The organism is Mesorhizobium sp. USDA 4413 (genome assembly GCF_056280365.1).
On record NZ_JBVPRP010000001.1, the window covers coordinates 3,323,235 to 3,342,676 of the forward strand.

At 63.9% G+C, this 19,442-nt stretch carries 16 protein-coding genes and 1 pseudogene; 8 read left to right on the forward strand and 9 right to left on the reverse strand.

Going from position 1 to position 19,442, the window contains the following annotated elements:
* Window positions 1-202: 202 nt before the first annotated feature.
* The 3 genes from rplI to rpsF all read right to left on the reverse strand — a co-directional run bounded on the left by rplI (window position 203) and on the right by rpsF (window position 1,753).
* Window positions 203-787, reverse strand: a complete 585-nt coding sequence (gene rplI, locus ACVMIM_RS15860) for a 50S ribosomal protein L9 (protein ID WP_476113086.1) — start codon at window positions 785-787, stop codon at window positions 203-205.
* 223 nt (window positions 788-1,010) lie between these two features.
* Entirely contained in the window at window positions 1,011-1,259 is a 249-nt protein-coding gene (gene rpsR / locus ACVMIM_RS15865) for a 30S ribosomal protein S18 (protein ID WP_006203718.1), read from the reverse strand.
* Complete coding sequence (gene rpsF / locus ACVMIM_RS15870; RefSeq protein ID WP_041001949.1) at window positions 1,259-1,753, reverse strand: 30S ribosomal protein S6; 495 nt, start codon at window positions 1,751-1,753, stop codon at window positions 1,259-1,261. Before rpsF ends, rpsR begins: the two co-directional genes overlap by 1 nt.
* 475 nt (window positions 1,754-2,228) lie before the next feature.
* On the opposite strand from rpsF, the gene ACVMIM_RS15875 reads away from it, so the two are divergent.
* A complete protein-coding gene (locus ACVMIM_RS15875) occupies window positions 2,229-3,857 on the forward strand; it encodes a pilus assembly protein TadG-related protein (protein WP_476113088.1) in 1,629 nt (542 codons plus the stop codon).
* Window positions 3,858-3,956: 99 nt separating this feature from the next.
* On the opposite strand, the gene ACVMIM_RS15880 is transcribed toward ACVMIM_RS15875, so the two are convergent.
* The 3 genes from ACVMIM_RS15880 to ACVMIM_RS15890 all read right to left on the reverse strand — a co-directional run bounded on the left by ACVMIM_RS15880 (window position 3,957) and on the right by ACVMIM_RS15890 (window position 9,289).
* On the reverse strand, window positions 3,957-4,409 hold the full coding sequence (locus ACVMIM_RS15880; RefSeq protein WP_476113090.1) for a response regulator: 453 nt from the start codon (window positions 4,407-4,409) through the stop codon (window positions 3,957-3,959).
* Window positions 4,406-7,123 carry a PAS domain S-box protein gene (locus ACVMIM_RS15885; protein WP_476113092.1) on the reverse strand — a complete coding sequence of 906 codons (2,718 nt, stop codon included), beginning with the start codon at window positions 7,121-7,123 and terminating at the stop codon, window positions 4,406-4,408. Before ACVMIM_RS15885 ends, ACVMIM_RS15880 begins: the two co-directional genes overlap by 4 nt.
* A gap of 237 nt (window positions 7,124-7,360) precedes the next feature.
* Window positions 7,361-9,289 carry an LTA synthase family protein gene (locus ACVMIM_RS15890; protein WP_476113094.1) on the reverse strand — a complete coding sequence of 643 codons (1,929 nt, stop codon included), beginning with the start codon at window positions 9,287-9,289 and terminating at the stop codon, window positions 7,361-7,363.
* Window positions 9,290-9,568: 279 nt separating this feature from the next.
* On the opposite strand from ACVMIM_RS15890, the gene fabD reads away from it, so the two are divergent.
* The 7 genes and pseudogenes from fabD to gmk all read left to right on the forward strand — a co-directional run bounded on the left by fabD (window position 9,569) and on the right by gmk (window position 16,360).
* Window positions 9,569-10,510, forward strand: coding sequence for an ACP S-malonyltransferase (fabD, locus tag ACVMIM_RS15895; RefSeq protein WP_476113096.1), 942 nt, complete (start codon window positions 9,569-9,571; stop codon window positions 10,508-10,510).
* A 136-nt stretch (window positions 10,511-10,646) separates the two neighbouring features.
* The gene (gene fabG, locus ACVMIM_RS15900; RefSeq protein ID WP_476113098.1) at window positions 10,647-11,384 is read left to right on the forward strand and encodes a 3-oxoacyl-[acyl-carrier-protein] reductase; all 738 of its coding nucleotides are present in this window, start codon (window positions 10,647-10,649) and stop codon (window positions 11,382-11,384) included.
* Window positions 11,385-11,605: 221 nt separating this feature from the next.
* Window positions 11,606-11,842: an acyl carrier protein gene (locus ACVMIM_RS15905; protein ID WP_006203723.1), complete on the forward strand. Its 237-nt coding sequence runs from the start codon at window positions 11,606-11,608 to the stop codon at window positions 11,840-11,842.
* Between the two features lie 34 nt (window positions 11,843-11,876).
* Complete coding sequence (gene fabF, locus ACVMIM_RS15910; RefSeq protein WP_476113100.1) at window positions 11,877-13,139, forward strand: beta-ketoacyl-ACP synthase II; 1,263 nt, start codon at window positions 11,877-11,879, stop codon at window positions 13,137-13,139.
* Window positions 13,140-13,295: 156 nt separating this feature from the next.
* Window positions 13,296-14,544, forward strand: a pseudogene (gene mltG, locus ACVMIM_RS15915) (endolytic transglycosylase MltG).
* 245 nt (window positions 14,545-14,789) lie between these two features.
* Window positions 14,790-15,680 carry a YicC/YloC family endoribonuclease gene (locus tag ACVMIM_RS15920; protein ID WP_476113102.1) on the forward strand — a complete coding sequence of 297 codons (891 nt, stop codon included), beginning with the start codon at window positions 14,790-14,792 and terminating at the stop codon, window positions 15,678-15,680.
* 23 nt (window positions 15,681-15,703) lie between these two features.
* Window positions 15,704-16,360, forward strand: coding sequence for a guanylate kinase (gmk, locus tag ACVMIM_RS15925; RefSeq protein WP_476117245.1), 657 nt, complete (start codon window positions 15,704-15,706; stop codon window positions 16,358-16,360).
* Between the two features lie 160 nt (window positions 16,361-16,520).
* Here the strand turns inward: gmk and rsmA are convergent, their stop codons facing one another.
* From rsmA to ACVMIM_RS15940, 3 genes are all read right to left on the reverse strand, one after another.
* Window positions 16,521-17,366: a 16S rRNA (adenine(1518)-N(6)/adenine(1519)-N(6))-dimethyltransferase RsmA gene (rsmA, locus tag ACVMIM_RS15930; RefSeq protein WP_476113104.1), complete on the reverse strand. Its 846-nt coding sequence runs from the start codon at window positions 17,364-17,366 to the stop codon at window positions 16,521-16,523.
* 7 nt (window positions 17,367-17,373) lie between these two features.
* Window positions 17,374-18,399, reverse strand: a complete 1,026-nt coding sequence (gene pdxA / locus ACVMIM_RS15935) for a 4-hydroxythreonine-4-phosphate dehydrogenase PdxA (protein WP_476117247.1) — start codon at window positions 18,397-18,399, stop codon at window positions 17,374-17,376.
* Window positions 18,400-18,474: 75 nt separating this feature from the next.
* Entirely contained in the window at window positions 18,475-19,398 is a 924-nt protein-coding gene (locus ACVMIM_RS15940) for a SurA N-terminal domain-containing protein (protein ID WP_476113106.1), read from the reverse strand.
* Between the last annotated feature and the right edge of the window lie 44 nt (window positions 19,399-19,442).

Sequence of the window (19,442 nt, forward strand, 5' to 3'; positions counted from 1 at the left end):
GGGTGTCGAAAAGTTCCATTTGGCACAAAAAAGCCCGGGTCTGAGACCCGGGCGTTGGTCCAGAAATCCTGGACATGTGCGAGCCGAAGCGATGCCTCGGAAACTGTGCCGGTCAGGCCCGGCGATCGGGCCCAGAGACCGGGCCCAGAGACCGGGCCCAGAGACCGGGCCCAGAGACCGGGCCCAGAGATCCGGCCTAAGATCAGGCGTTCTCTTCGCCGCCTTCGAATTCGGCGTTCGGGTCGAAGAAATTCTCCGGCCGGGCATTGTCGTTGATGTCCTCGCCATAGATGGCTTCGGCGGTGGTCAGCGTCTCGCCCTTGGCCTGGCGCTCCGCCTCGTCGGCCGAACGGGCGACGTTGAGCGTCACGGTGACCTCGACTTCCGGATGCAGCGCGATCGCCACATTGGAGAGGCCGATGGTCTTGATCGGCTGGTTGAGCTCGACCTGATTGCGGCTGACGGTGAAGCCTTCGGCGGTGAGCAGCTCGGCGATGTCGCGGGTCGACACCGAGCCGTAGAGCTGGCCGGTCTCGCCGGCCGAGCGCACGACGATGAAGCTCTTGCCGTCGAGCGTCTCGGCAATCTTGGAGGCTTCAGACTTGCGCTCCAGGTTGCGGGCTTCGAGCTGGGCGCGCTGGCCTTCGAACTTCTTCTTGTTGGCTTCGTTGGCGCGCAGCGCCTTGCCCTGCGGCAGCAGGAAATTGCGGGCGAACCCGTCCTTGACCTTGACGGTCTCGCCCATCTGGCCGAGGCGGGAAATGCGCTCGAGGAGAATGACTTCCATGGTTTCGTTCCTTCGTCTGTGCGCCGACCGTTCGATCGGCGCTGAATGAATTGGAACAGGTCAGGAAGCTTGGCGCGGCGTCGCCGCTCTTGTCGCTGTCCTGCCTGTTTAGGCAGTTAGAGGCTATCGGCCCCAACTCGGGATTTGACTTTCAAACCTTCGTGGCGCCCGCCGCCGGAAGGTGGAAGCGGGCGGCCAGCCGCCCCGCTTCGGATTCCAGAGCTTAGCGGACCACGTAGGGCAGCAGGCCGAGGAAGCGGGCGCGCTTGATCGCCTTGGCGAGCTCGCGCTGCTTCTTCTGGCTGACGGCGGTGATGCGCGAGGGTACGATCTTGCCGCGCTCGGAAATATAGCGCTGCAGGAGACGCACGTCCTTGTAGTCGATCTTCGGCGCGTTGGCGCCGGAGAACGGGCAGGTCTTGCGGCGGCGGTGGAACGGACGCCGGGTCGGGATCTGGTTGATGTCGACCATTATTCTGCACCCCCTTCAAAGCCTTCGCGCGGACGGCGCGGGCCACGGTCGCCACCTTCGCGGTCGCCGAACGAACGCGGACCACGGTCGCCGCGGTCGCGGTCGCCGAAGGAACGCGGGCCACGATCGCCACGCTCGCGGTCGCCGAAGCCGCCGCGCTCGGAGCGCTCTTCGCGCTTCTGCATCATCGCCGAAGGACCTTCCTCATGCGCCTCGACCTTGACGGTGAGGAAGCGAAGGACGTCTTCCGACAGGCCCATCTGGCGCTCCATTTCGTTGAGCGCGGCCGGCGGGCAGGTGATGTCCATCAGCGTGTAGTAAGCCTTCCGGTTCTTCTTGACCCGGTAGGTGAGGGACTTCAGTCCCCAGTTCTCGATCCGGCCGACCGAGCCGCCATTCGCCGTGATGACGCCCTTGTACTGTTCGACAAGCGCGTCAACCTGCTGCTGCGACAGGTCCTGCCGGGCAAGAAACACATGTTCGTAAAGAGCCATTATGTTTTTCTGCCTTTCTTCGTTTCTCTCACCGGCCCTCGCGGCTAAGCCTCTGCAACTTGTCTGACCCGGTCGCCAAGGCGCGGGGAAGAAAGGAGCATCACGAGACGGTCGAGAGCGGAGACACGGGAGGCGGGAAGCGCTTCTGGCTTCGTGTCGCGGCTTCGAAAGCCACGGCCCTCCGTTCAGCCCCCAGCAAGGACCGGCAGATTGAGCGCGTCTATATAGCAATTCGCCAGGAAGGCAAGGCCGGCAAGGCGCCGGGCGAGTTTCCAATGTGTCGCAGCTTCAAAAAAACGCCAAGCGCCAGCCGATGCTCGATCTATCGATTTTCCGGTAATTGGGCTTTAACCACCATATAAGGGTTGTATCTGGTTGTAACCACCTGTTTATCAAGAAAGGCGCATGAGAAGCACGCGGGCCGCAAGGCAGCGAAGATCGGGCAATCCCATCGAGCAATTCCAGGGGGTAGGGAATGCTTCTCAGGCGGTTCTGGCGCTCAAGGCGAGGCAATTTCTCGTTGATGCTGGCGGTGGGCGTGCCTGCCATGCTGGGCGCAGTGGCGTTTGCGACCGACGTCTCGACGTTGATGCGGGCCAAAAGCGATCTGCAGAACGCGTTGGACGCGGCGAACCTCGCTTCCTCGCATCTGGGCGACGCCGAGACGACGCGCGCCGGCGCCTTCAACAGTTATTTCCAGGCCAATATCGCCGGCCATGGCGAACTGTCCAACGCCAAGGCCACGTTGACGGTCGACAGGGGCGTCAACTTCGTCAAGACCAGGGCCACCGCCTCGGCGGACGTCAATCTCAATTTCGCGTTCCTGTTTGGCGCCGAAAAGCACATCAGCGTCAACGCGTCCGCGGTCGAATCCAACAATCAGCTCGAAGTGGTGCTGGTGCTGGACAACACCGGCTCGATGGCCGGCGCGCGCATCAGCGCGCTCCGGACCGCGACCAAGTCGCTGCTCGACTATCTCGAAGCGGTCAAGTCGCCGACCCGTCCCGTGCGCGCCTCGCTGGTGCCCTTCGTCACAGCCGTCAACGTCAACGGCCCCGAGTTCGACCCGTCCTGGATCGACATGGACGGCAAGTCGTCCACCAACGGCGTCAATTTCCCGGTCGTCGGCGGCAAGCGGCCGAACCATATGGCGCTGTTCAGGCAGCTTGGCCAGAAGGGCGGATGGAACAACACGGGCTGGAAGGGCTGCGTCGAGGCCCGGCCGGGCGCTTTGAACATCTCCGATACGCCGCCGGATCCGTCCAAGCCCGATACGCTGTTCGTGCCCTATTTCGCACCGGATGATCCTGACATCGCCAAGAAGCCGTCGGCCTCCTACGGCAATTCCTCGACCGGCTACAACAATTCCTATCTCGACGACACGATCGACAACAGCAAGCTCAACCAGAATATTCTGGGCATAGACCTCAGCGGCCTGGCTTCCGGCCTCGTCAATGCGCTGCTCAGCGCCGATCTGAAGATCATCGGAAAATATGTCGCCTCGACCACCAAGCTGATTACCGAGACCGGCAGCACGATTACCATCGGCCCCAACCGCGCCTGCCCGACGCCGATCATTCCCCTGACCGATGACTTCGACAAGCTGCGCCTGGCGGCAAGCCAAATGAGCGAATGGAACGGCTCAGGCACCAACGTGTCGGAAGGGCTCGCCTGGGGCCAGCGGGTGCTGTCGCCGCAGCCGCCCTACACCGATGCATCCCCTTACAAGACGGCAGGCGTCACCAAGGTGGTGATGCTTTTGACCGACGGCGAGAACGTCGTCTACGGCGCCAGCAACACGCCGCAGAAATCGGACTACACCTCTTATGGCTATCTCGCCAGCGGTCGTTTCGGCTCAAGCAATCAGACGACGGCGGCGCGCAACGTCGACGGCTGGACCAAGGATGTCTGCACCCAGCTGAAGAACCAGGGTGTCCAGATCTACACCATGGTGCTGCAAGCCGACACGGCGGCGAACCGCTCGCTCTACAGCGCCTGCGCGTCCGATCCGACCGACTACTACGCCGTCGAGGACCCGGCCAAGCTCCCCAACGTCTTCCAGACGATCGCCAACAAGTTCTCCAGGCTGCAGCTCACCAACTGACGGGGGTAGGGGTGGTGGTGGCGGAATGGAGCCGCCACGGCCCTTTGGAGATTGCAAGCAGCGCCTCGGGACCAATCATCCTCGCCCGCTGGGTTCGGTTCAATTGCCGGTGCCTCTTAGCGCGGCTTGGACGGCCGCCAGCAACGAAGCCGGAGAGTAAGGTTTAACCAGCCATCCGACGGGTTCCGCAGCCGCTGCGCGAGTGCGCACATGCTGGTCCGAGTGAGCTGTAGCAAAGACCGAACGCAACCCGTAAGTCTTGAACAACTCAGTGGCGGCCTCGACGCCGTCCATCGCGCCGGCAAGCCGCATGTCCATAATGACCAAGTCCAGCCGGTCCGCCGCTGCAACGTTTAAGGCTTCCTCGCCCGAACCGACGACCACTACCTCGAAGCCGGCGCCGGCCAGGGTGCTTTCTATCTCGAGCGAGATGAGGAAATCGTCCTCGACCACCAATATACGGGGTGACGGAGCTGCACCGATCGGCTCGGCCGCGCGAATGGGTTTCGGGGGCGCCGGTGGGCGATTGGACGAGGTGGCAAATTCAGTCATCGAACATTATCCGGCAGCTTTGAGGGATGTCGACGCGGTGAAAAACGGACGCTGCACCGTGTCTTTGGTCTCGCAGTGACGGTGAACTCACCATGCAATTGCCGCGCTAGGCCTTGCACCAACTTCAAGCCCGACGAGCGGTCGCGAACCGCTGCGATGTCGAAGCCCGGGCCGCCATCTTCTACAAAGGCTTCGAAGCCCTCGCCATCGTGCCTCAGGCCGGCCAGAATCAGGCCAGATCCATCCCGGGTCCCGTATTTGATTGCATTGGTCAGAAGCTCGTTGAGGATGAGCGCCAAGGGCATGGCGACGTCATTGGAAAGTTCCGCGTCGTCGGTCTCGTACTCGATGCGGACTTGGTTGGGAGATGTCTGTCGTATCGTGTCGCAAACGGCGCGGAAGAAATCCCGCGCGTTGAACTCGGTGGAATTGACCGTGCCGTATAGCACCTGTTGGGCGGCTGCCATTGCTGCCACCTTGGTGCTCGCCTCGCGAAGGATCTGCCGCGCTTCGATGTTGGCGGTCCTGTTGCCGGCCAGGTTAAGCAGCGATTGCAGCATGTGCATGTTGTTCTTCACGCGATGGTTCAGCTCGTTGAACAGCAGGCGCTGCTGGGTCTCAGCCTGCTTTCGTTCGCTGACATCGACGAGCATATTGATGCCGCCGACAACTTTGCCAGCCTCGTCGCGGAGCGGCGTCGGAAATGGGATGAAAGGAACGCGCACGCCGTCTGGACGCTCGGCGACGGCCTCCACGTTCCGAATCTCGCGCCCCTCCTTCAGAGCTATCGCCATCGGACATTGATCATGCGGCAGAGGCGTGCCGTCTGGCCAAAACAACTTCCAGGTGACGCACCATTTGTCCTTGCCGATCTGCGGAACGCGCCCGGACAGTTCGACGGCAGCCTCGTTGAAGAAGGTTATCGTGCCCTCGGCATCCGTCGTGTAGATCGCCGCCGGAATGGCCGCCAGCAGATCCCTCAACTGCCGTTCGCTGGCACGCAGTTTGGCTTCGGCCGCCTTGCGGTCGGTGATATCGCGGGCGATTTTGGAAGCGCCAATTATCCTGCCTTGACTGTCACGTATCGGAGAAATGGTCAGCGAGATGTCGATAAGGCTACCGTCCTTGCGGCGACGCAGGGTTTCGAAATGATCGACAAGCTCGCCACGGCGGATGCGGCCGATAATCTCCGGTTCTTCGCCAAGTCGGTCGTCCGGAATGATCATCGTTATATGCCTGCCGATCGCCTCTTCGGCGGTGTAGCCGAACAGGCGCTCCGCACTGGCGTTCCACGATTTGATGATGCCGTTCAGATCCTTGCTGACGATGGCGTCGTGGGAGGACTCCACGATGGCAACCAACTGGCTCGCGGCGCGCTCGGTCCTCTGCCGGGCAGTTTCGAGCCGGACCCGATCGACCGCGAAACCGAGCTGGCGCGCGACCGTCAGCCCGAACTGGATCTCGGAGTCCGAAAACGCGTGCGGGCGGTCGTAGTAGGTCATGAATTTGCCGAGCAACCGCATTCGCGCCGTGATGGGCATGAACGCAAGCGCCGCAATGCCTTCATTTTGCACGGTGGCCTTGAGAGTGGACGGTAATTCGCTTTGTGCGACATCCTCTATAGCGATCGGCTCAGGGTCCAACGCGTCTTGAGACCAGGGAGAATGTCCTTCCACCGCCTGCTTATAGGCCTCCGACAAACCCCGCGAGGCGGCAAATTTGATGACGCCGTGCTCATCGAAGAGAAGTATGGAGGCGCGATCGGCGTGCAGTGCCTGCACAATCGTGCTAAGCGCTATATCGTACACTTCCTCCAGATCCGCCGCTCGTTGGAGCCTGTCGGTGAACTCGTAGAGCGCTGCCTGCTGCTCCAAGTGCCGCACCAGGGCTGCCTCGGCTTCCTTCCGCGCCGTGATGTCTTGCTGCACCCGCACCGCATGCAGGAAGCGGCCGTTTGCGTCTCTCACACTCGATGAGGTGACCGCGACCCAGATTCTTGCCCCATCCTTGCAGATGAAATGCTTCTCATGACGGTAGTTGTCGATCTCGCCTCGCACCTGGCGCTCGAATTGTCGCCGATCGGCATCGACATTTTCCGCCAGGGCCGGATCGAAAATCGATCTGCCGATCAGCTCGTCGGCTGAATAGCCGAGAAGACCGGCCAGATAGCCATTGACGCGCGCCAGTTCGCCTTTTTCATTGACTTCGGCGATGCCAATTCCGGCATGCTGATACGTAGCGGCGAGCCGCTGCTCTTGTTGTTTCATGATGTCGTCGGCTCGACGCCTGTCCGTGACGTCGTGAAAACAATTGATCGCCCCAACGACCCGCCCGTCATCGTCTTCAACCGGCTCGATGTGAACCATCGCCCAGATCGTCGAGCCGTCGGGCCGTTCCACTTCAGCTTCCACGCCTCTGATGGGAATGCCGGTTCGCAACACCGTAGCCATCGGGGTTTCATCGCGGCCGATCTCGCGACCGTCGAAATAGAGCTTGTGGGATCCGCAATAGAGTTCGCTATCAGACCCGACCAAGGGCGTCCGGCCCCATAGGTCAACAGCGCGCTTGTTGAACCACAAGACACGCCCCCGCGCGTCGCAAGCGTAAATCGCGATCGGCAGCTTTTCGATGATATCAGGAGCCGATTGAAGAATTGAGACCTCGTGCGGCAGAGGAATGAACCTCTCGGGGCCTCCGAAATTTCCGATACGCATTCACCCTTCCCGCTCAGCAGACCATCGGCCGCAACGCAGCCGAGCGTAGTTGGTTCCCAAGCGAGTTCGATTAAACATGCGATGCTCATTTTGCGGCGTCGGGCGATCGATCGAGCGAGAGCGATTGATCTCATCCTCAAAGCGGACCGTCGTCTCACGCTCCAGAGGCGTCACTCCAGCCGCGCTCGTCACTTGCGGACCAAGTTGGCCGCGGCGTTGCTTGCGGCCCCACTACGCTCAGCTCGTATGCGCGACGAGCTTGTTCACCGTCTCGGGGAAGAAGTCCGGCGCCGAGTGGCGCTTGCCGAACATCATGTCGTATTGGATGAAGCGGAAATCGTTGATCTTCGGATCGATCTGCTTCTGCCTCGCCCAGTCCGGCGTCGCTTCGCCCGCGGGCGACAGGAGCAGGTTGCGGTCGACCACCCGGTAATGCTCGCGCAGCGCGCCGAGGAAACCGGTGTAGTAGGGGTGGGTGATGCCGGCCGTGGTCAGTATATGGTAGGGCAGGAAGGCTGGGCTAACCGAGCCCAGGTTCTTCACCGGGCCGGACCGGTTCGACCAGATGATCAGCGGCGTGTCGTGATGCTCGATCGCTGCGTCGGCGCTCGGTTCCTTGCGCGGCGCGACATTGTCCTTGAGGAATCCGGTCTCGACATAGACGGGACCGAGCGGGGGCAGATGATCGCCGAAGAAGGCGATGACCGTCGGCCGCTGGCGCGCCTTAGCCCAGTCGATCAGCCGCTGCAGGCCGCGGTCGGCGTCGGCCGAGCCCTCGGCGTAGGAAAGCAGCGATTCCCGCGCCCAGGAACTGATCGGCGCGTCAACCGAATGCGTCGGGTTGGAGTAGCGGTAGGGCTCGTAAGGGCCGTGGTTCTGCAGGCTGACGGCGAACAGGAAAACCGGATCGTCGCTGGCGTCCGCCTCGCGGATGATCTCGTCGGTCATCGCCGCGTCGGAAGCCAGCGGCCCGCGCTTCTCCATCGGCGGCAGCGTCTCTTCCGAGCGGAAGTCGTTGAAGCCGAAATCGGCATAGACGGCGCCCCGGTTCCAGAACCAGTTGGTGCCGGGATGGATGGCGCGCGCCCGGTAGCCCTCGCTCTTCAGGAAGGTCGCCAGCGAGGGCGTCGGGGTGCGCACATATTGCTGGTAGGGGATCGAGCCGGCCGGCAGGAAGGCGTTGGAAAAGCCGGTCAGCGCCTCGAATTCGATATTGGCGGTCATGCCGCCGAATTCGGGCGAGAACATCGAGCCCGAGCGCAAGGCGCGCACTGTCGGGATCGGATCGGGCTTGATGCTGACGCCGGGCAGCTGCGTCGGATCCCAGAAGGATTCGCTCATCACCACGACGATATCCGGCTTCTCGTCCGGCACCGAAGCGGCGACGTCGGGGCGCTGGATAGCGGCCATCGTCTTTTGCGAATAGCCGGGCGGCGCCGAGACATGCGCCATCGGTACGTTCATAGCGAAGGCCAGCGCAAAGCCGTTGGAGGCGTAGTTCTCCTTCTGGTCCCACATGATCGGGATGATCTGCAGCCGGTCGCGCGTCCACGAGAAGGTGGCGTAATCCATGATCGAGACGAAGAAGGCGAGCAGCGGTACCGCAAGCGCCAGCCGCGCCAGGCGACCCTTGCGGCTGAGGATCGGCACACGCCGGCGCCAGGTCCGCCAGCAATAGACGAGCAGCGTCAGGCCGCCGATGATGGCCGCGGCGAGCATGACGGCCGTCCACGGTCGCTCGCGCACCAGAAGGGGCATCAGCGCCACGATCTGGCGCGCAAACAGGAAATCCGTCGGATAGAGCGGATCGCCGAGATAATGCGACTTCTGGTGGCCGACAAAGGCAAGCGCCAGCGTCAGCGGCGCCACGATCATCAGGCTCTGATGGCTGCGGCCCACTATGGCGTCGAGCCCGACCAGCACCAGCGCGAAGACGATGATGGTGGTCCAGCCCGGCTTGAAAGGCTGCAGGAAGAAATCGACGGTGCCGAAGAAATCGCCACGCACGATCCATTCGATCGCGAATACCAGCAGGGCGGAGGCAAGAAGCGTCGCCAGGCCGTAACGTACGGTCGGCCAGGTTCGTCCGGGCAGATAGCCCGTGGACGGATCGTCTTCCAAAAAACCCGGCACGGGCTTGGCCGCGCCTATCCTGATCCTTGCCACTCTGTTTCCCCCAGGCCCCACGCAACACGCCTTCCACGCCCGTCACGCTTCTGTCATCGAAATGTCACGCAAAGCTAGCGCCTGTGCCGGAAATAAGAAGAGCCAGCAACCCAAACGTGAGCGGTTTTCATCAGGTGTGATCGGCCAAAAGGCCTTTCGGAACAAGGAGCCAGCTGCCTTTTCCGGCTGAAATGAGGGCCGCATAGGCGCCCGCGGGCTTGACTTGGCCGTCCGCCTTGCGCCAGAGGCAGGGAAAAATCAGCCTCTGGAGAGACTTCAATGGCCGTCGCATTCACCTTTCCGGGACAGGGCAGCCAGGCCGTCGGCATGGGCAAGGACCTCGCCGATACCTTCCCGGAAGCGCGCCGCGTGTTCGAGGAGGTGGATGCCGCGCTTGGCGAAAAACTGTCGAAGCTGATCTGGGAAGGGCCGGAAGAGAGGCTGACGCTGACCGCCAACGCCCAGCCGGCGCTGATGGCGGTGTCCCTGGCGGCGATGCGGGCGCTCGAAGCGCGCGGCTTCTCGCTGAAGGACAGGGTGGTCTATGTGGCCGGCCATTCGCTGGGCGAATATTCCGCGCTTGCCGCGGCCGGCTTCGTTTCGGTCGGCGACGCGGCGCGGCTGCTTCGCACCCGCGGCAACGCCATGCAGGCGGCAGTACCTGCCGGCGAGGGCGCCATGGCCGCCATCATCGGTCTCGATCATGCCGATGTCGAAGCGGCATGCGCGGAAGCGGCCAAGGGCTCCGTCTGCCAGGTCGCCAACGACAATGGCGGTGGCCAGCTGGTGATTTCGGGCGCCAAGGCGGCGGTCGAGCTGGCCGCCAAGCTGTGCACCGAAAAGGGCGCCAAGCGGGCGTTGATGCTGCAGGTGTCCGCCCCCTTCCATTCGGCGCTGATGGCACCGGCGGCCGAGATCATGCGCGAGGCGCTGGCTGGTGTGGCCAAATCCGCGCCGGCCGTACCGGTCGTCTCCAACGTGACGGTGACGCCAACCAGCGATCCGGACGAGATCGCGCGCCGCCTGGTCGCTCAAGTGACCGGCCGCGTGCGCTGGCGCGAGACGGTGGAGTGGTTCGGCGCCAATGGCGTGTCGACGCTTTACGAGGTCGGCGCCGGCAAGGTGCTGTCGGGCCTGGCGCGCCGCATCAACCGCGACATCGCCACCGGCGCCATCGGCACGGCGGCGGAAGTCGAGGCGACGCTGGCGACGTTGGGATGAGGCCCCGCTCCGCCCGTGGATGACGACACGAAGGAGGCCTTCGCTAATCTCCGACGCTTATCTAGCGTGACTTGGACGATATGACGTATACGCAAACGCGACTGCTTGCAGCCGTCTGGAAAATGAGGTTGGAAAAATGTTCGAACTGACCGGCCGCAAGGCGCTCGTCACCGGCGCATCGGGAGGCATCGGCGAAGCGATCGCCAGGATATTGCACAGCCAGGGCGCGATCGTCGGCCTGCACGGTACCCGTGTGGAGAAGCTGGAAGCCCTGGCTGGTGAATTGGGCGAGCGCGTAAAGCTGTTTCCGGCGGATTTGACCGACCGCGACGCGGTCAAGGCGCTCGGGCAGAAGGCGGAAGCGGAGCTCGAGGGCGTCGACATACTGGTCAACAATGCCGGCATCACCAAGGACGGCCTGTTCGTGCGCATGTCGGACGCCGACTGGGACACCGTGATTGAGGTCAACCTGACCGCGGTGTTCCGGCTGACCCGCGAGCTGACGCATCCGATGATGCGCCGCCGCCATGGCCGCATCATCAACATCACCTCGGTGGTCGGTGTCACCGGCAATCCCGGCCAGACCAACTACTGCGCGTCCAAGGCTGGCATGATCGGCTTCTCCAAATCGCTGGCGCAGGAGATCGCCACCCGCAACATCACCGTCAACTGCGTCGCCCCAGGCTTCATCGAATCGGCCATGACCGACAAGCTCAACGACAAGCAGAAAGAGACGATCATGGCCGCCATCCCGACAAGGCGCATGGGCACCAGCGCCGAGGTCGCGTCCGCCGTCGCCTATCTTGCTTCCAATGAGGCGGCTTACGTCACCGGCCAGACCATTCATGTGAATGGCGGCATGGCGATGATCTAGCGGGGTGCTGATCTAAGGCGAGGCCGGGGCCGGGCGCCTGTGAAAACAGCCATTTCGGCTTGGACGCCCGTCATTTTTCGTGTAATGCGGCCCGCAACCCGGCGGTTCGGGCAAAAACCGGTCCTGTGGCGTTGCGTTGCCCGCAAGACCATCTTTCAACTTGATTAGCGGCATTCCGCCCGCTAACGAAGACAGACAACTTAAGACGAGGATTGCCCCAAATGAGTGACACCGCAGAGCGCGTCAAGAAGATCGTCATCGAGCATCTCGGTGTCGACGCCGACAAGGTGACGGAACAGGCGAGCTTCATCGACGATCTGGGCGCGGACAGCCTCGACACGGTCGAACTCGTCATGGCGTTCGAAGAAGAATTCGGCGTCGAGATTCCGGACGATGCCGCCGAGACCATCCTGACCGTCGGCGACGCCGTAAAGTACATCGACAAGGCCTCGGCCTGAGGTCTTTCGCAGGCATTATCGGGGAGGACCTGCGATGAGGCGTGTCGTCGTCACGGGCCTTGGCCTGCTTTCGCCATTTGGCATGGGCGTCGAGCACAGCTGGCGGGAATTGCTTTCCGGCCGCAGCGCCTGCCGCCGCGTCACCGAATTCGAGGTGGACGATCTTGCCTGCAAGATCGCCCACATCATCCCGCGTGGCGACGGCTCGAACGGCACTTTCAATCCGGAGGCCGTGCTCGAGCCGAAGGAACTGCGCAAGATCGGCGACTTCATCCTTTACGGCATCGCGGCCGCCGACGAGGCGCTGGCCGATTCCGGCTGGAAGCCCGAAACGCATGAGGACCAGTGCGCCACCGGCGTGCTGATCGGCTCCGGCATCGGCGGCATCGACGGCATCGCCGAAAACGCGATGATCCTCAAGGAGCGCGGCCCGCGCCGCATCAGCCCCTTCTTCATCCCCGGACAGATCATCAACCTGGTATCCGGCCAGGTCTCCATCCGCCACGGCCTGAAAGGCCCGAACCATGCGGTGGTCACCGCCTGCTCGACCGGCGCGCATGCCATCGGCGACGCCGCCCGGCTGATCATGTGGGGCGACGCCGACGTCATGGTGGCGGGCGGCGCCGAAGCGCCGATCACCCGGCTGTCGATTGCCGGCTTTGCCGCTTGTCGCGCGCTTTCAACCGAACGCAACGACAGTCCCAAAACAGCGTCGCGTCCCTATGACCGCGACCGCGACGGCTTCGTGATGGGCGAGGGCGCCGGCGTCGTCGTCCTGGAAGAGCTCGAGCACGCCAAGGCGCGCGGCGCCAAGATTTATGCGGAAGTCACCGGCTATGGACTGACCGGCGACGCCTACCACATCACCGCCCCCGCCGAGGACGGCGACGGCGCCTTCCGCTGCATGACGGCGGCGCTGAACCGGGCGAAGCTTTCGCCGGCCGATGTCGATTACATCAATGCCCACGGCACCTCGACCATGGCCGACACGATCGAGCTCGGCGCGGTCGAGCGGCTGGTCGGCAATGCCGCCTCGAAGATTTCGATGTCGTCGACAAAGTCGTCCATCGGCCATCTCCTGGGCGCCGCGGGTGCCGCGGAAGCGATCTTCTCGATCCTCGCCATCCGCGACAACGTCGCGCCTGCCACCATCAATCTCGACAATCCGGAACGCGAGACGGCGATCGACCTCGTGCCGAACAAGCCGCGTCAGCGCCAGATCGACGTCGCGCTGTCGAACTCCTTCGGCTTCGGCTGCACCAACGCCTCGCTCGTATTCCAGCGTTACAATGGCTGAGTAGCAACCGGAGCATTCCCCCGGAGTGTGCGGTTTCCCCTCCGGATTTGCTCAGAGACGGACCAATCGGCAGTCCGCCAACTGCCGTCATTTTTGCCAAATTTGCCCCTAGCTTTTCGCGAGGGGATTCGTTGCAAGATCAGACGGCAGGGCGTCATGAACACTAATCCGAGCGACGGGGAATTCGGACGGCAAGGCACGAACGGTCCGATCGTGCCGAAGACCGCGGCCGAGGCGTTGCGCCCGGAAGCCGGCACACCGCCGCCGTCGAAGCGTTCGCGCGCCTCGCGCAGCCAGGTCGTCGTGTTCCTGAATTTCTTTCTCTCCTTGGGTGATCCTGATGGTGCTCGCCTCGGGTGCGGCGCTCTATTTCGGCATGCAGGCTTTCGTCGAGCCCGGCCCGTCCGCCAATGGCGACACTTTCATGGTCAAGCCGAACACCGGCGTGCAGGAGATCGCCGACCAGCTCGAGCGCCGAAACCTGATCAGCGATGCCCGCATCTTCCGGCTCGGCGTGCGCGCCACCGGCAATGAATCGGCGTTGAAGGCCGGCGAATACGCCATCAAGCCGCGAGCCTCGATGCGCGACATCATGGAGCTCTTCAAGAGCGGCAAGTCGGTGATGTACTCGCTCACCATTCCCGAAGGGCTGACGGTCGAGCAGGCACTGCAGCGCGTCGCCGATCAGGAGGCGCTCACCGGCGATATGCCGGCGACCTTGCCTCCGGAAGGCAGCATCGCCACCGACACGCTGCGCTTCACCCGCGGCGCGACAAGGCAGCAGATGATCGACAAGCTAATCGCCGACCAGAAGAAGCTGGTCGAAGACGTCTGGTCGCACCGCGCTCCCGACCTGCCGATCGCCAACATCAACGACTTCGTCACGCTCGCCTCGATCGTCGAGAAGGAGACGGGCAGGAGCGATGAACGCTCACGCGTAGCCGCGGTGTTCCTCAACCGCCTGGCTAAGGGCATGCGGCTGCAGTCGGACCCGACCATCATCTACGGTTTGTTCGGCGGCAAGGGAAAGCCCGCCGACCGGCCGATCTATCAGTCGGACCTCGACAAGCAGACCCCTTACAACACCTACATGATCAAGGGCCTGCCGCCGACGCCGATCGCCAATCCGGGCCGTGCGGCGCTCGAAGCGGTCGCCAATCCTTCGAAGACCGACGACCTCTATTTCGTCGCCGACGGCAATGGCGGCCATGTCTTCGCGGCGACGCTGGAAGAGCATAACCAGAACGTCGCCCGCTACCGGGCGCTGCAGAAGAAGCAGGCGGATGCCGCCGCCAAGGCTTCCGGCCAAACGACGGCGCCGGCCGCTCCCGATGGCAACGCCGACGGCGGCGACGCCGGAGACAATGGCGAGAACGAGGATGCTGGCGGCGACGCAGCGCAGTAGGCGCAATGCATGTCGCCCAAAAGTGCGCAGCGGTTTTGGGGTAGCGACTTGCATCAACAGAAGCATGTCGCCCAAAAGTGCCTAGCGGTTTTGGGGAAACGACATGCACCCAACGCAAACACGCGTCCTTTGACGCGAGGCTGTATTCATGTTTTTAGGGGGCGCCGGCCGATCGTCCGGCGATTTCTGAGGCGCGCAGCGCTGGGCGACGCTTGCCTTGGCCGCGACAGGGGGACGACAGGGCAATGAGCCTGCAAAGCATGACCGGTTTTGCGCGGTTCGCCGCCGAAAGCGAAGGCACCTCGATCGCCTGGGAGGTGAAGTCCGTGAATGGCAAGAGCGCCGAGGTAAGGCTGAGATTGCCGCAGGGATTCGACCGGCTGGAGACGGTCGTCCGGCAGACCGTTCAGAAGCGTTTCGCGCGCGGCAATTTTCAGGCGACGTTGACCGTCGGCCGCGCCGCCGCAAGGCAAACCCAGCCGGTGGTCAACGAGGCCCTCCTCAAGGATCTGGCGGGGCTGGCGAAGCGCCTGCAGGAGCAGTTCGGCACCCAGCCTGCCACCGCCGACGGCCTGCTCTCCCTGCGCGGCGTGCTCGACATTCCCGAAGCCGTCGAAACCGAGGAGGAGCGCGCCATTCTCGATGCTGCGATCCTCTCGGCGCTCGAGGCGGCGCTTGGCGGGCTGGAGCAAGCGCGCCGCAGCGAGGGCGCGGCACTTGGGGCGCTGCTTGCCGGCCATATCGACGCCATCGAGGCGCTGACGTTGAAGGCCGAGGCCGATCCCTCGCGGGAGCCCGCGGCGATCCGCGAGCGTATCACCGAGCAACTGCGTCTGTTGATGGATGCCTCGGCCAATCTCGATGCCGTCCGGCTGCACCAGGAGGCGGCCTTTCTCGCCACCAAGGCCGACATCCGCGAGGAAATCGACAGGCTGAAGACTCATGTCGCTTCGGCGCGGGCGCTGCTCAAAAGCGGCGCAGCTATTGGCCGCAAGCTCGATTTTCTCGCGCAGGAATTCAACCGCGAATCGAACACCTTATGCTCCAAGTCGAATGCCGCCGCGGTCACCGCCATCGGGCTGGAGCTCAAGGCGGTGGTCGACCAGTTTCGCGAGCAGGTCCAGAATCTGGAGTGACGGGAATGGTTGCCAAGGAGCCGATGTCTGCCCGGGATCTGGGATCCCGCATCCGTCGCCGCGGATTGATGCTGGTGCTGTCGTCGCCGTCGGGGGCCGGCAAGTCGACGATCGCGCGCAATCTTCTGGAAAGCGATTCGAGCCTCGAGCTTTCGGTCTCCGTCACCACAAGGCCGCGCCGCGGCTCGGAGATCGAGGGCGTCCATTATCATTTCCGCACCATGCGCGAATTCGAGCGGCTGCGTGATTCCGACGCGCTGCTCGAATGGGCCGAAGTCCACGGCAACTGCTATGCGACGCCGCGCGAGCCGGCGGAAATCGCACTGGCCGAAGGCCGCGACATGCTCTTCGACATCGACTGGCAGGGCGCCCAGCAGCTCAAGGAGAAGATGCGCGCCGACATCGTCTCGATCTTCATCCTGCCGCCGTCGATGAAGGAATTGAAGGCGCGCCTGAAGCGCCGCGCCGAGGACCAAGAATCCGTCATCGAGACCAGGCTGAAGAACGCCCGCCTCGAGATCGAGCATTGGAAGGAATACGACTTCGTCATCGTCAACGACGATCTCGACCGCGCCTTCGCCGAAGTCCGCGCCATCGTCACGGCGGAGCGGCTTCGGCGCGACCGGCGGCCCGGCCTGTTCGACTTCATTTCCGGCTTGCTGGACGAGAAGACGGGGTGACCTTTCCTTCTCCCCTTGCGGGAGAAGGTGGATCGGCGTGCAGCGCCGAGACGGATGAGGGGTGTTCCAGCGGAGTGAGACGTTGGCATTCCCTGGAGCACCCCTCATCCGTCGCCTTCGGCGACACCTTCTCCCACAAGGGGAGAAGGGAAAGGCGCGGCTACACCGCGTTCGTCAGCCTCACAAACTCCTCCACGCTCAGCGTCTCCGCCCGCCGCGTAGGCTCGATGCCGGCGCGCAGCAGCAAGGCCTCGCCGCCCAGGCTCTTCACGCTTTGCCTGAGCATCTTGCGGCGCTGGCCGAAGGCGGCTTCGGTGACGCGGCCAAGCTTTTTTGCGTCGGCGGGCAGGGGAGACGAGCGCGGCACCAGATGCACGACGGAGGAGGTGACCTTGGGCGGTGGAATGAAAGCCTGCGGCGGTACGTCGAAGGCGATTCTTGCCTCGGTGCGCCAGCCGGCCAGGACGCCGAGCCGGCCATAGGCGTCGCTGCCGGGACCTGCGGTGATGCGCTCGGCCACCTCGCGTTGGAACATCAGCGTCATCGATTGGTAGAAGGGCGGCCAGTCGGCCACGGTCAGCCAGCGGATCAGAAGCTCCGTGCCGATATTGTAGGGCAGGTTGGCGACGATCTTCACCGGCCCGCCATTCGCCGCGCCGGCAAGCGCGGCAAAATCGGTCTTCAACGCATCGCCGGGAATGACCTCGAGCCGGCCGGGATAATGCCTGGATACCTCCGCCAGCGCCTCCAGGCAGCGCTCGTCGCGCTCGATGGCGATCACGCGCCGCGCGCCGTTGAAGAGCAGCGCCCGCGTCAGTCCGCCTGGGCCCGGACCGACCTCGATCACCGTCGACTCGCCGAGATCTCCGGCCGCGCGCGCGATTTTGCTTGTGAGGTTGAGGTCGAGCAGAAAATTCTGCCCGAGCGCCTTCTTGGCTTGCAGCCCATGCCGCTCGATCACCTCGCGCAGCGGCGGCAACCCGTCGATCGTGGTGCGTCCGTTCAATGGAGCCTCATGCGGCGGCACGCCGTCCGCTGTCGGCCAGCCGGCGCGCCAGCCTCAGCGCGGCGATCAGGCTGTCGGCGCGCGCTATGCCCTTGCCGGCGATGTCGAAAGCGGTGCCGTGATCGGGCGAGGTTCGGATGAAGGGCAGACCCAGCGTCACGTTCACCGCCTCGTCGAAGGCTAAAGTCTTGGCCGGGATCAGCGCCTGGTCGTGATACATGCAGAGCGCCGCATCATAGGAGGCGCGCGCGCGCGGATGAAACATCGTGTCCGCCGGCAGCGGCCCGATCGCGTCGATGCCTTCCGCCTTCAACATCTCGACCGCCGGGGCGACGATTGCGGCATCCTCGGAGCCCATGGCGCCGCCTTCCCCGGCATGCGGGTTGAGCCCGGCGATCGCAAGCTTCGGCCGCTTGATGCCGAACCGGCTCTTGAGATCGGCGGCGGTGATGCGCGCGGTCGCGACGATCAGCTCCGTCGTGAGCACCTTTGCCACCTCGGCCAATGCGATGTGGATGGTGACCGGAACGGTGCGCAGTTCAGGTCCCGCCAGCAACATCACCGGCCTCACCTCCTTGCCGGTGTGGCGCGAGGCCAGATGCGCCAGATATTCGGTGTGGCCGGGAAAACCGAAACCGGCATCGTAGAGCGGCTTCTTGGCGATCGGGCAGGTGACGATCGCGGCGGCGCGGCCAGCGAGGCAGTCCGCGACGGCGCGCTCGATGGCTTCGATAGTGCCGGCGGCGTTGGCCGGGTCCGGTTCTCCCGGGCTGTCGAAATGGCGCGCATCGAGCGGTACGACGGGCAGGGCCCGGGCAAAGTGATGCGCTGCCTGTCCCGGCAGCGTCTCGGCAATCGTGACATTCGCGCCGACGAGCCGGGCACGGGCTTCGATGAGGGCGGGGTCGGCGATGAGATAGAAGGGCGGTACGCCGGCGCTGTCGCCCGCCTGCCAGGCGGCGATGGCGATCTCGGGTCCGATGCCCGAGGGATCACCGACGCTGAGCGCGAGCGGGGCATCGGTTTTCTGCATACTCATGCCGGCTCGCGGACCGGGCCGCTCATGGTTTGGGCGAACTCGCTGCTGTGTCGAGACACGCTTGTCGCTCTAGCGTTCGACGATCTTGGCCTTCTGGCGCAGTTCGGCGACGTATTTCTTGCTGAGCTCTTCGGCGTCCTTGTCGTTGCTGCCCTCGGCCTGGAACACCATCTGCGCGGCCTTGTCGTCGGAGACCTCGCGCGAGGAGCAGATGCCGATGAACTCGACGCCGCGTTCGGTCTCGCGCGTCGGCGTCGCGCCGCCGACCTTGGTCGCCTTGATCTGCTCGGCCCAGTCGGACGGCAATTGCGGCGCCAGCACGCGACCGAGGTCGCGCACGGTGACGTCGAGCAGGCCCTTGGCGAATTCGCGCGTGGTGTTGCAGCCGCTGAAGCGGGCACGCATGGCGTCGGCCTCGCGCTTGCGTTTGGCGAGCGTGGCGGCGCGCTCCGATGCCGGCACCACGAAGATCACCTGTTGCAGCATGTATTCCGTTGCGGTCGGCTTGGCGCCGCCCTTGTCCAGCATGCGCCGCACGGCGTCCTGCTCGGTCACCGAGCCGCCTTCCCCGGAGCGATAGCGCGCACTGAGCGCCTGGTTCCAGGCCATCTGGGCGCGGATGAATTCCTTGAAATGCTCCTTGGTGACGCCCGATTGCGCCATGATCGCGTCGAGCTTCGCCAGCGGCATCTTGTTGCCCGATGCGAAGCGCTGGTAGGCGGCGTCGACCTGCTGGTCGGTGATGCGGATGCCGAGCCGCTTGGCCTCGGCCAACCGCAGCGTCTGGTTGATCATCTCCTCCTTCGCATCGCCTTTCTTATGCTGAAGCTTGAAGAAGGCGGCGCGGTGCGCGATGTCCCCGGTGGTGATCGGTATGCCGTTGACGATATACTTGATCTCAGCGGCGAAAGCAGGCTGCACAACAGCCGTGACCGGGACCGTGGTCGCCGCCACCAGAAGCGCGAATCCCGCCGAAAAAAGGTATTTCCTCATCTTGCCTTCCCGATTTTCCCCACCATGACGGCGCCGCGCGTCCT

Excerpts from the sequence above, each read along its gene's own strand:
- rplI (WP_476113086.1), bottom strand. The coding sequence starts at position 787 with ATGGAAGTCATTCTCCTCGAGCGCATTTCCCGCCTCGGCCAGATGGGC.
- rpsR (WP_006203718.1), bottom strand. The coding sequence starts at position 1,259 with ATGGTCGACATCAACCAGATCCCGACCCGGCGTCCGTTCCACCGCCGC.
- rpsF (WP_041001949.1), bottom strand. The coding sequence starts at position 1,753 with ATGGCTCTTTACGAACATGTGTTTCTTGCCCGGCAGGACCTGTCGCAG.
- ACVMIM_RS15875 (WP_476113088.1), top strand. The coding sequence starts at position 2,229 with ATGCTTCTCAGGCGGTTCTGGCGCTCAAGGCGAGGCAATTTCTCGTTG.
- ACVMIM_RS15880 (WP_476113090.1), bottom strand. The coding sequence starts at position 4,409 with ATGACTGAATTTGCCACCTCGTCCAATCGCCCACCGGCGCCCCCGAAA.
- ACVMIM_RS15885 (WP_476113092.1), bottom strand. The coding sequence starts at position 7,123 with ATGCGTATCGGAAATTTCGGAGGCCCCGAGAGGTTCATTCCTCTGCCG.
- fabD (WP_476113096.1), top strand. The coding sequence starts at position 9,569 with ATGGCCGTCGCATTCACCTTTCCGGGACAGGGCAGCCAGGCCGTCGGC.
- fabG (WP_476113098.1), top strand. The coding sequence starts at position 10,647 with ATGTTCGAACTGACCGGCCGCAAGGCGCTCGTCACCGGCGCATCGGGA.
- ACVMIM_RS15905 (WP_006203723.1), top strand. The coding sequence starts at position 11,606 with ATGAGTGACACCGCAGAGCGCGTCAAGAAGATCGTCATCGAGCATCTC.
- fabF (WP_476113100.1), top strand. The coding sequence starts at position 11,877 with ATGAGGCGTGTCGTCGTCACGGGCCTTGGCCTGCTTTCGCCATTTGGC.
- ACVMIM_RS15920 (WP_476113102.1), top strand. The coding sequence starts at position 14,790 with ATGAGCCTGCAAAGCATGACCGGTTTTGCGCGGTTCGCCGCCGAAAGC.
- gmk (WP_476117245.1), top strand. The coding sequence starts at position 15,704 with ATGTCTGCCCGGGATCTGGGATCCCGCATCCGTCGCCGCGGATTGATG.
- pdxA (WP_476117247.1), bottom strand. The coding sequence starts at position 18,399 with ATGCAGAAAACCGATGCCCCGCTCGCGCTCAGCGTCGGTGATCCCTCG.
- ACVMIM_RS15940 (WP_476113106.1), bottom strand. The coding sequence starts at position 19,398 with ATGAGGAAATACCTTTTTTCGGCGGGATTCGCGCTTCTGGTGGCGGCG.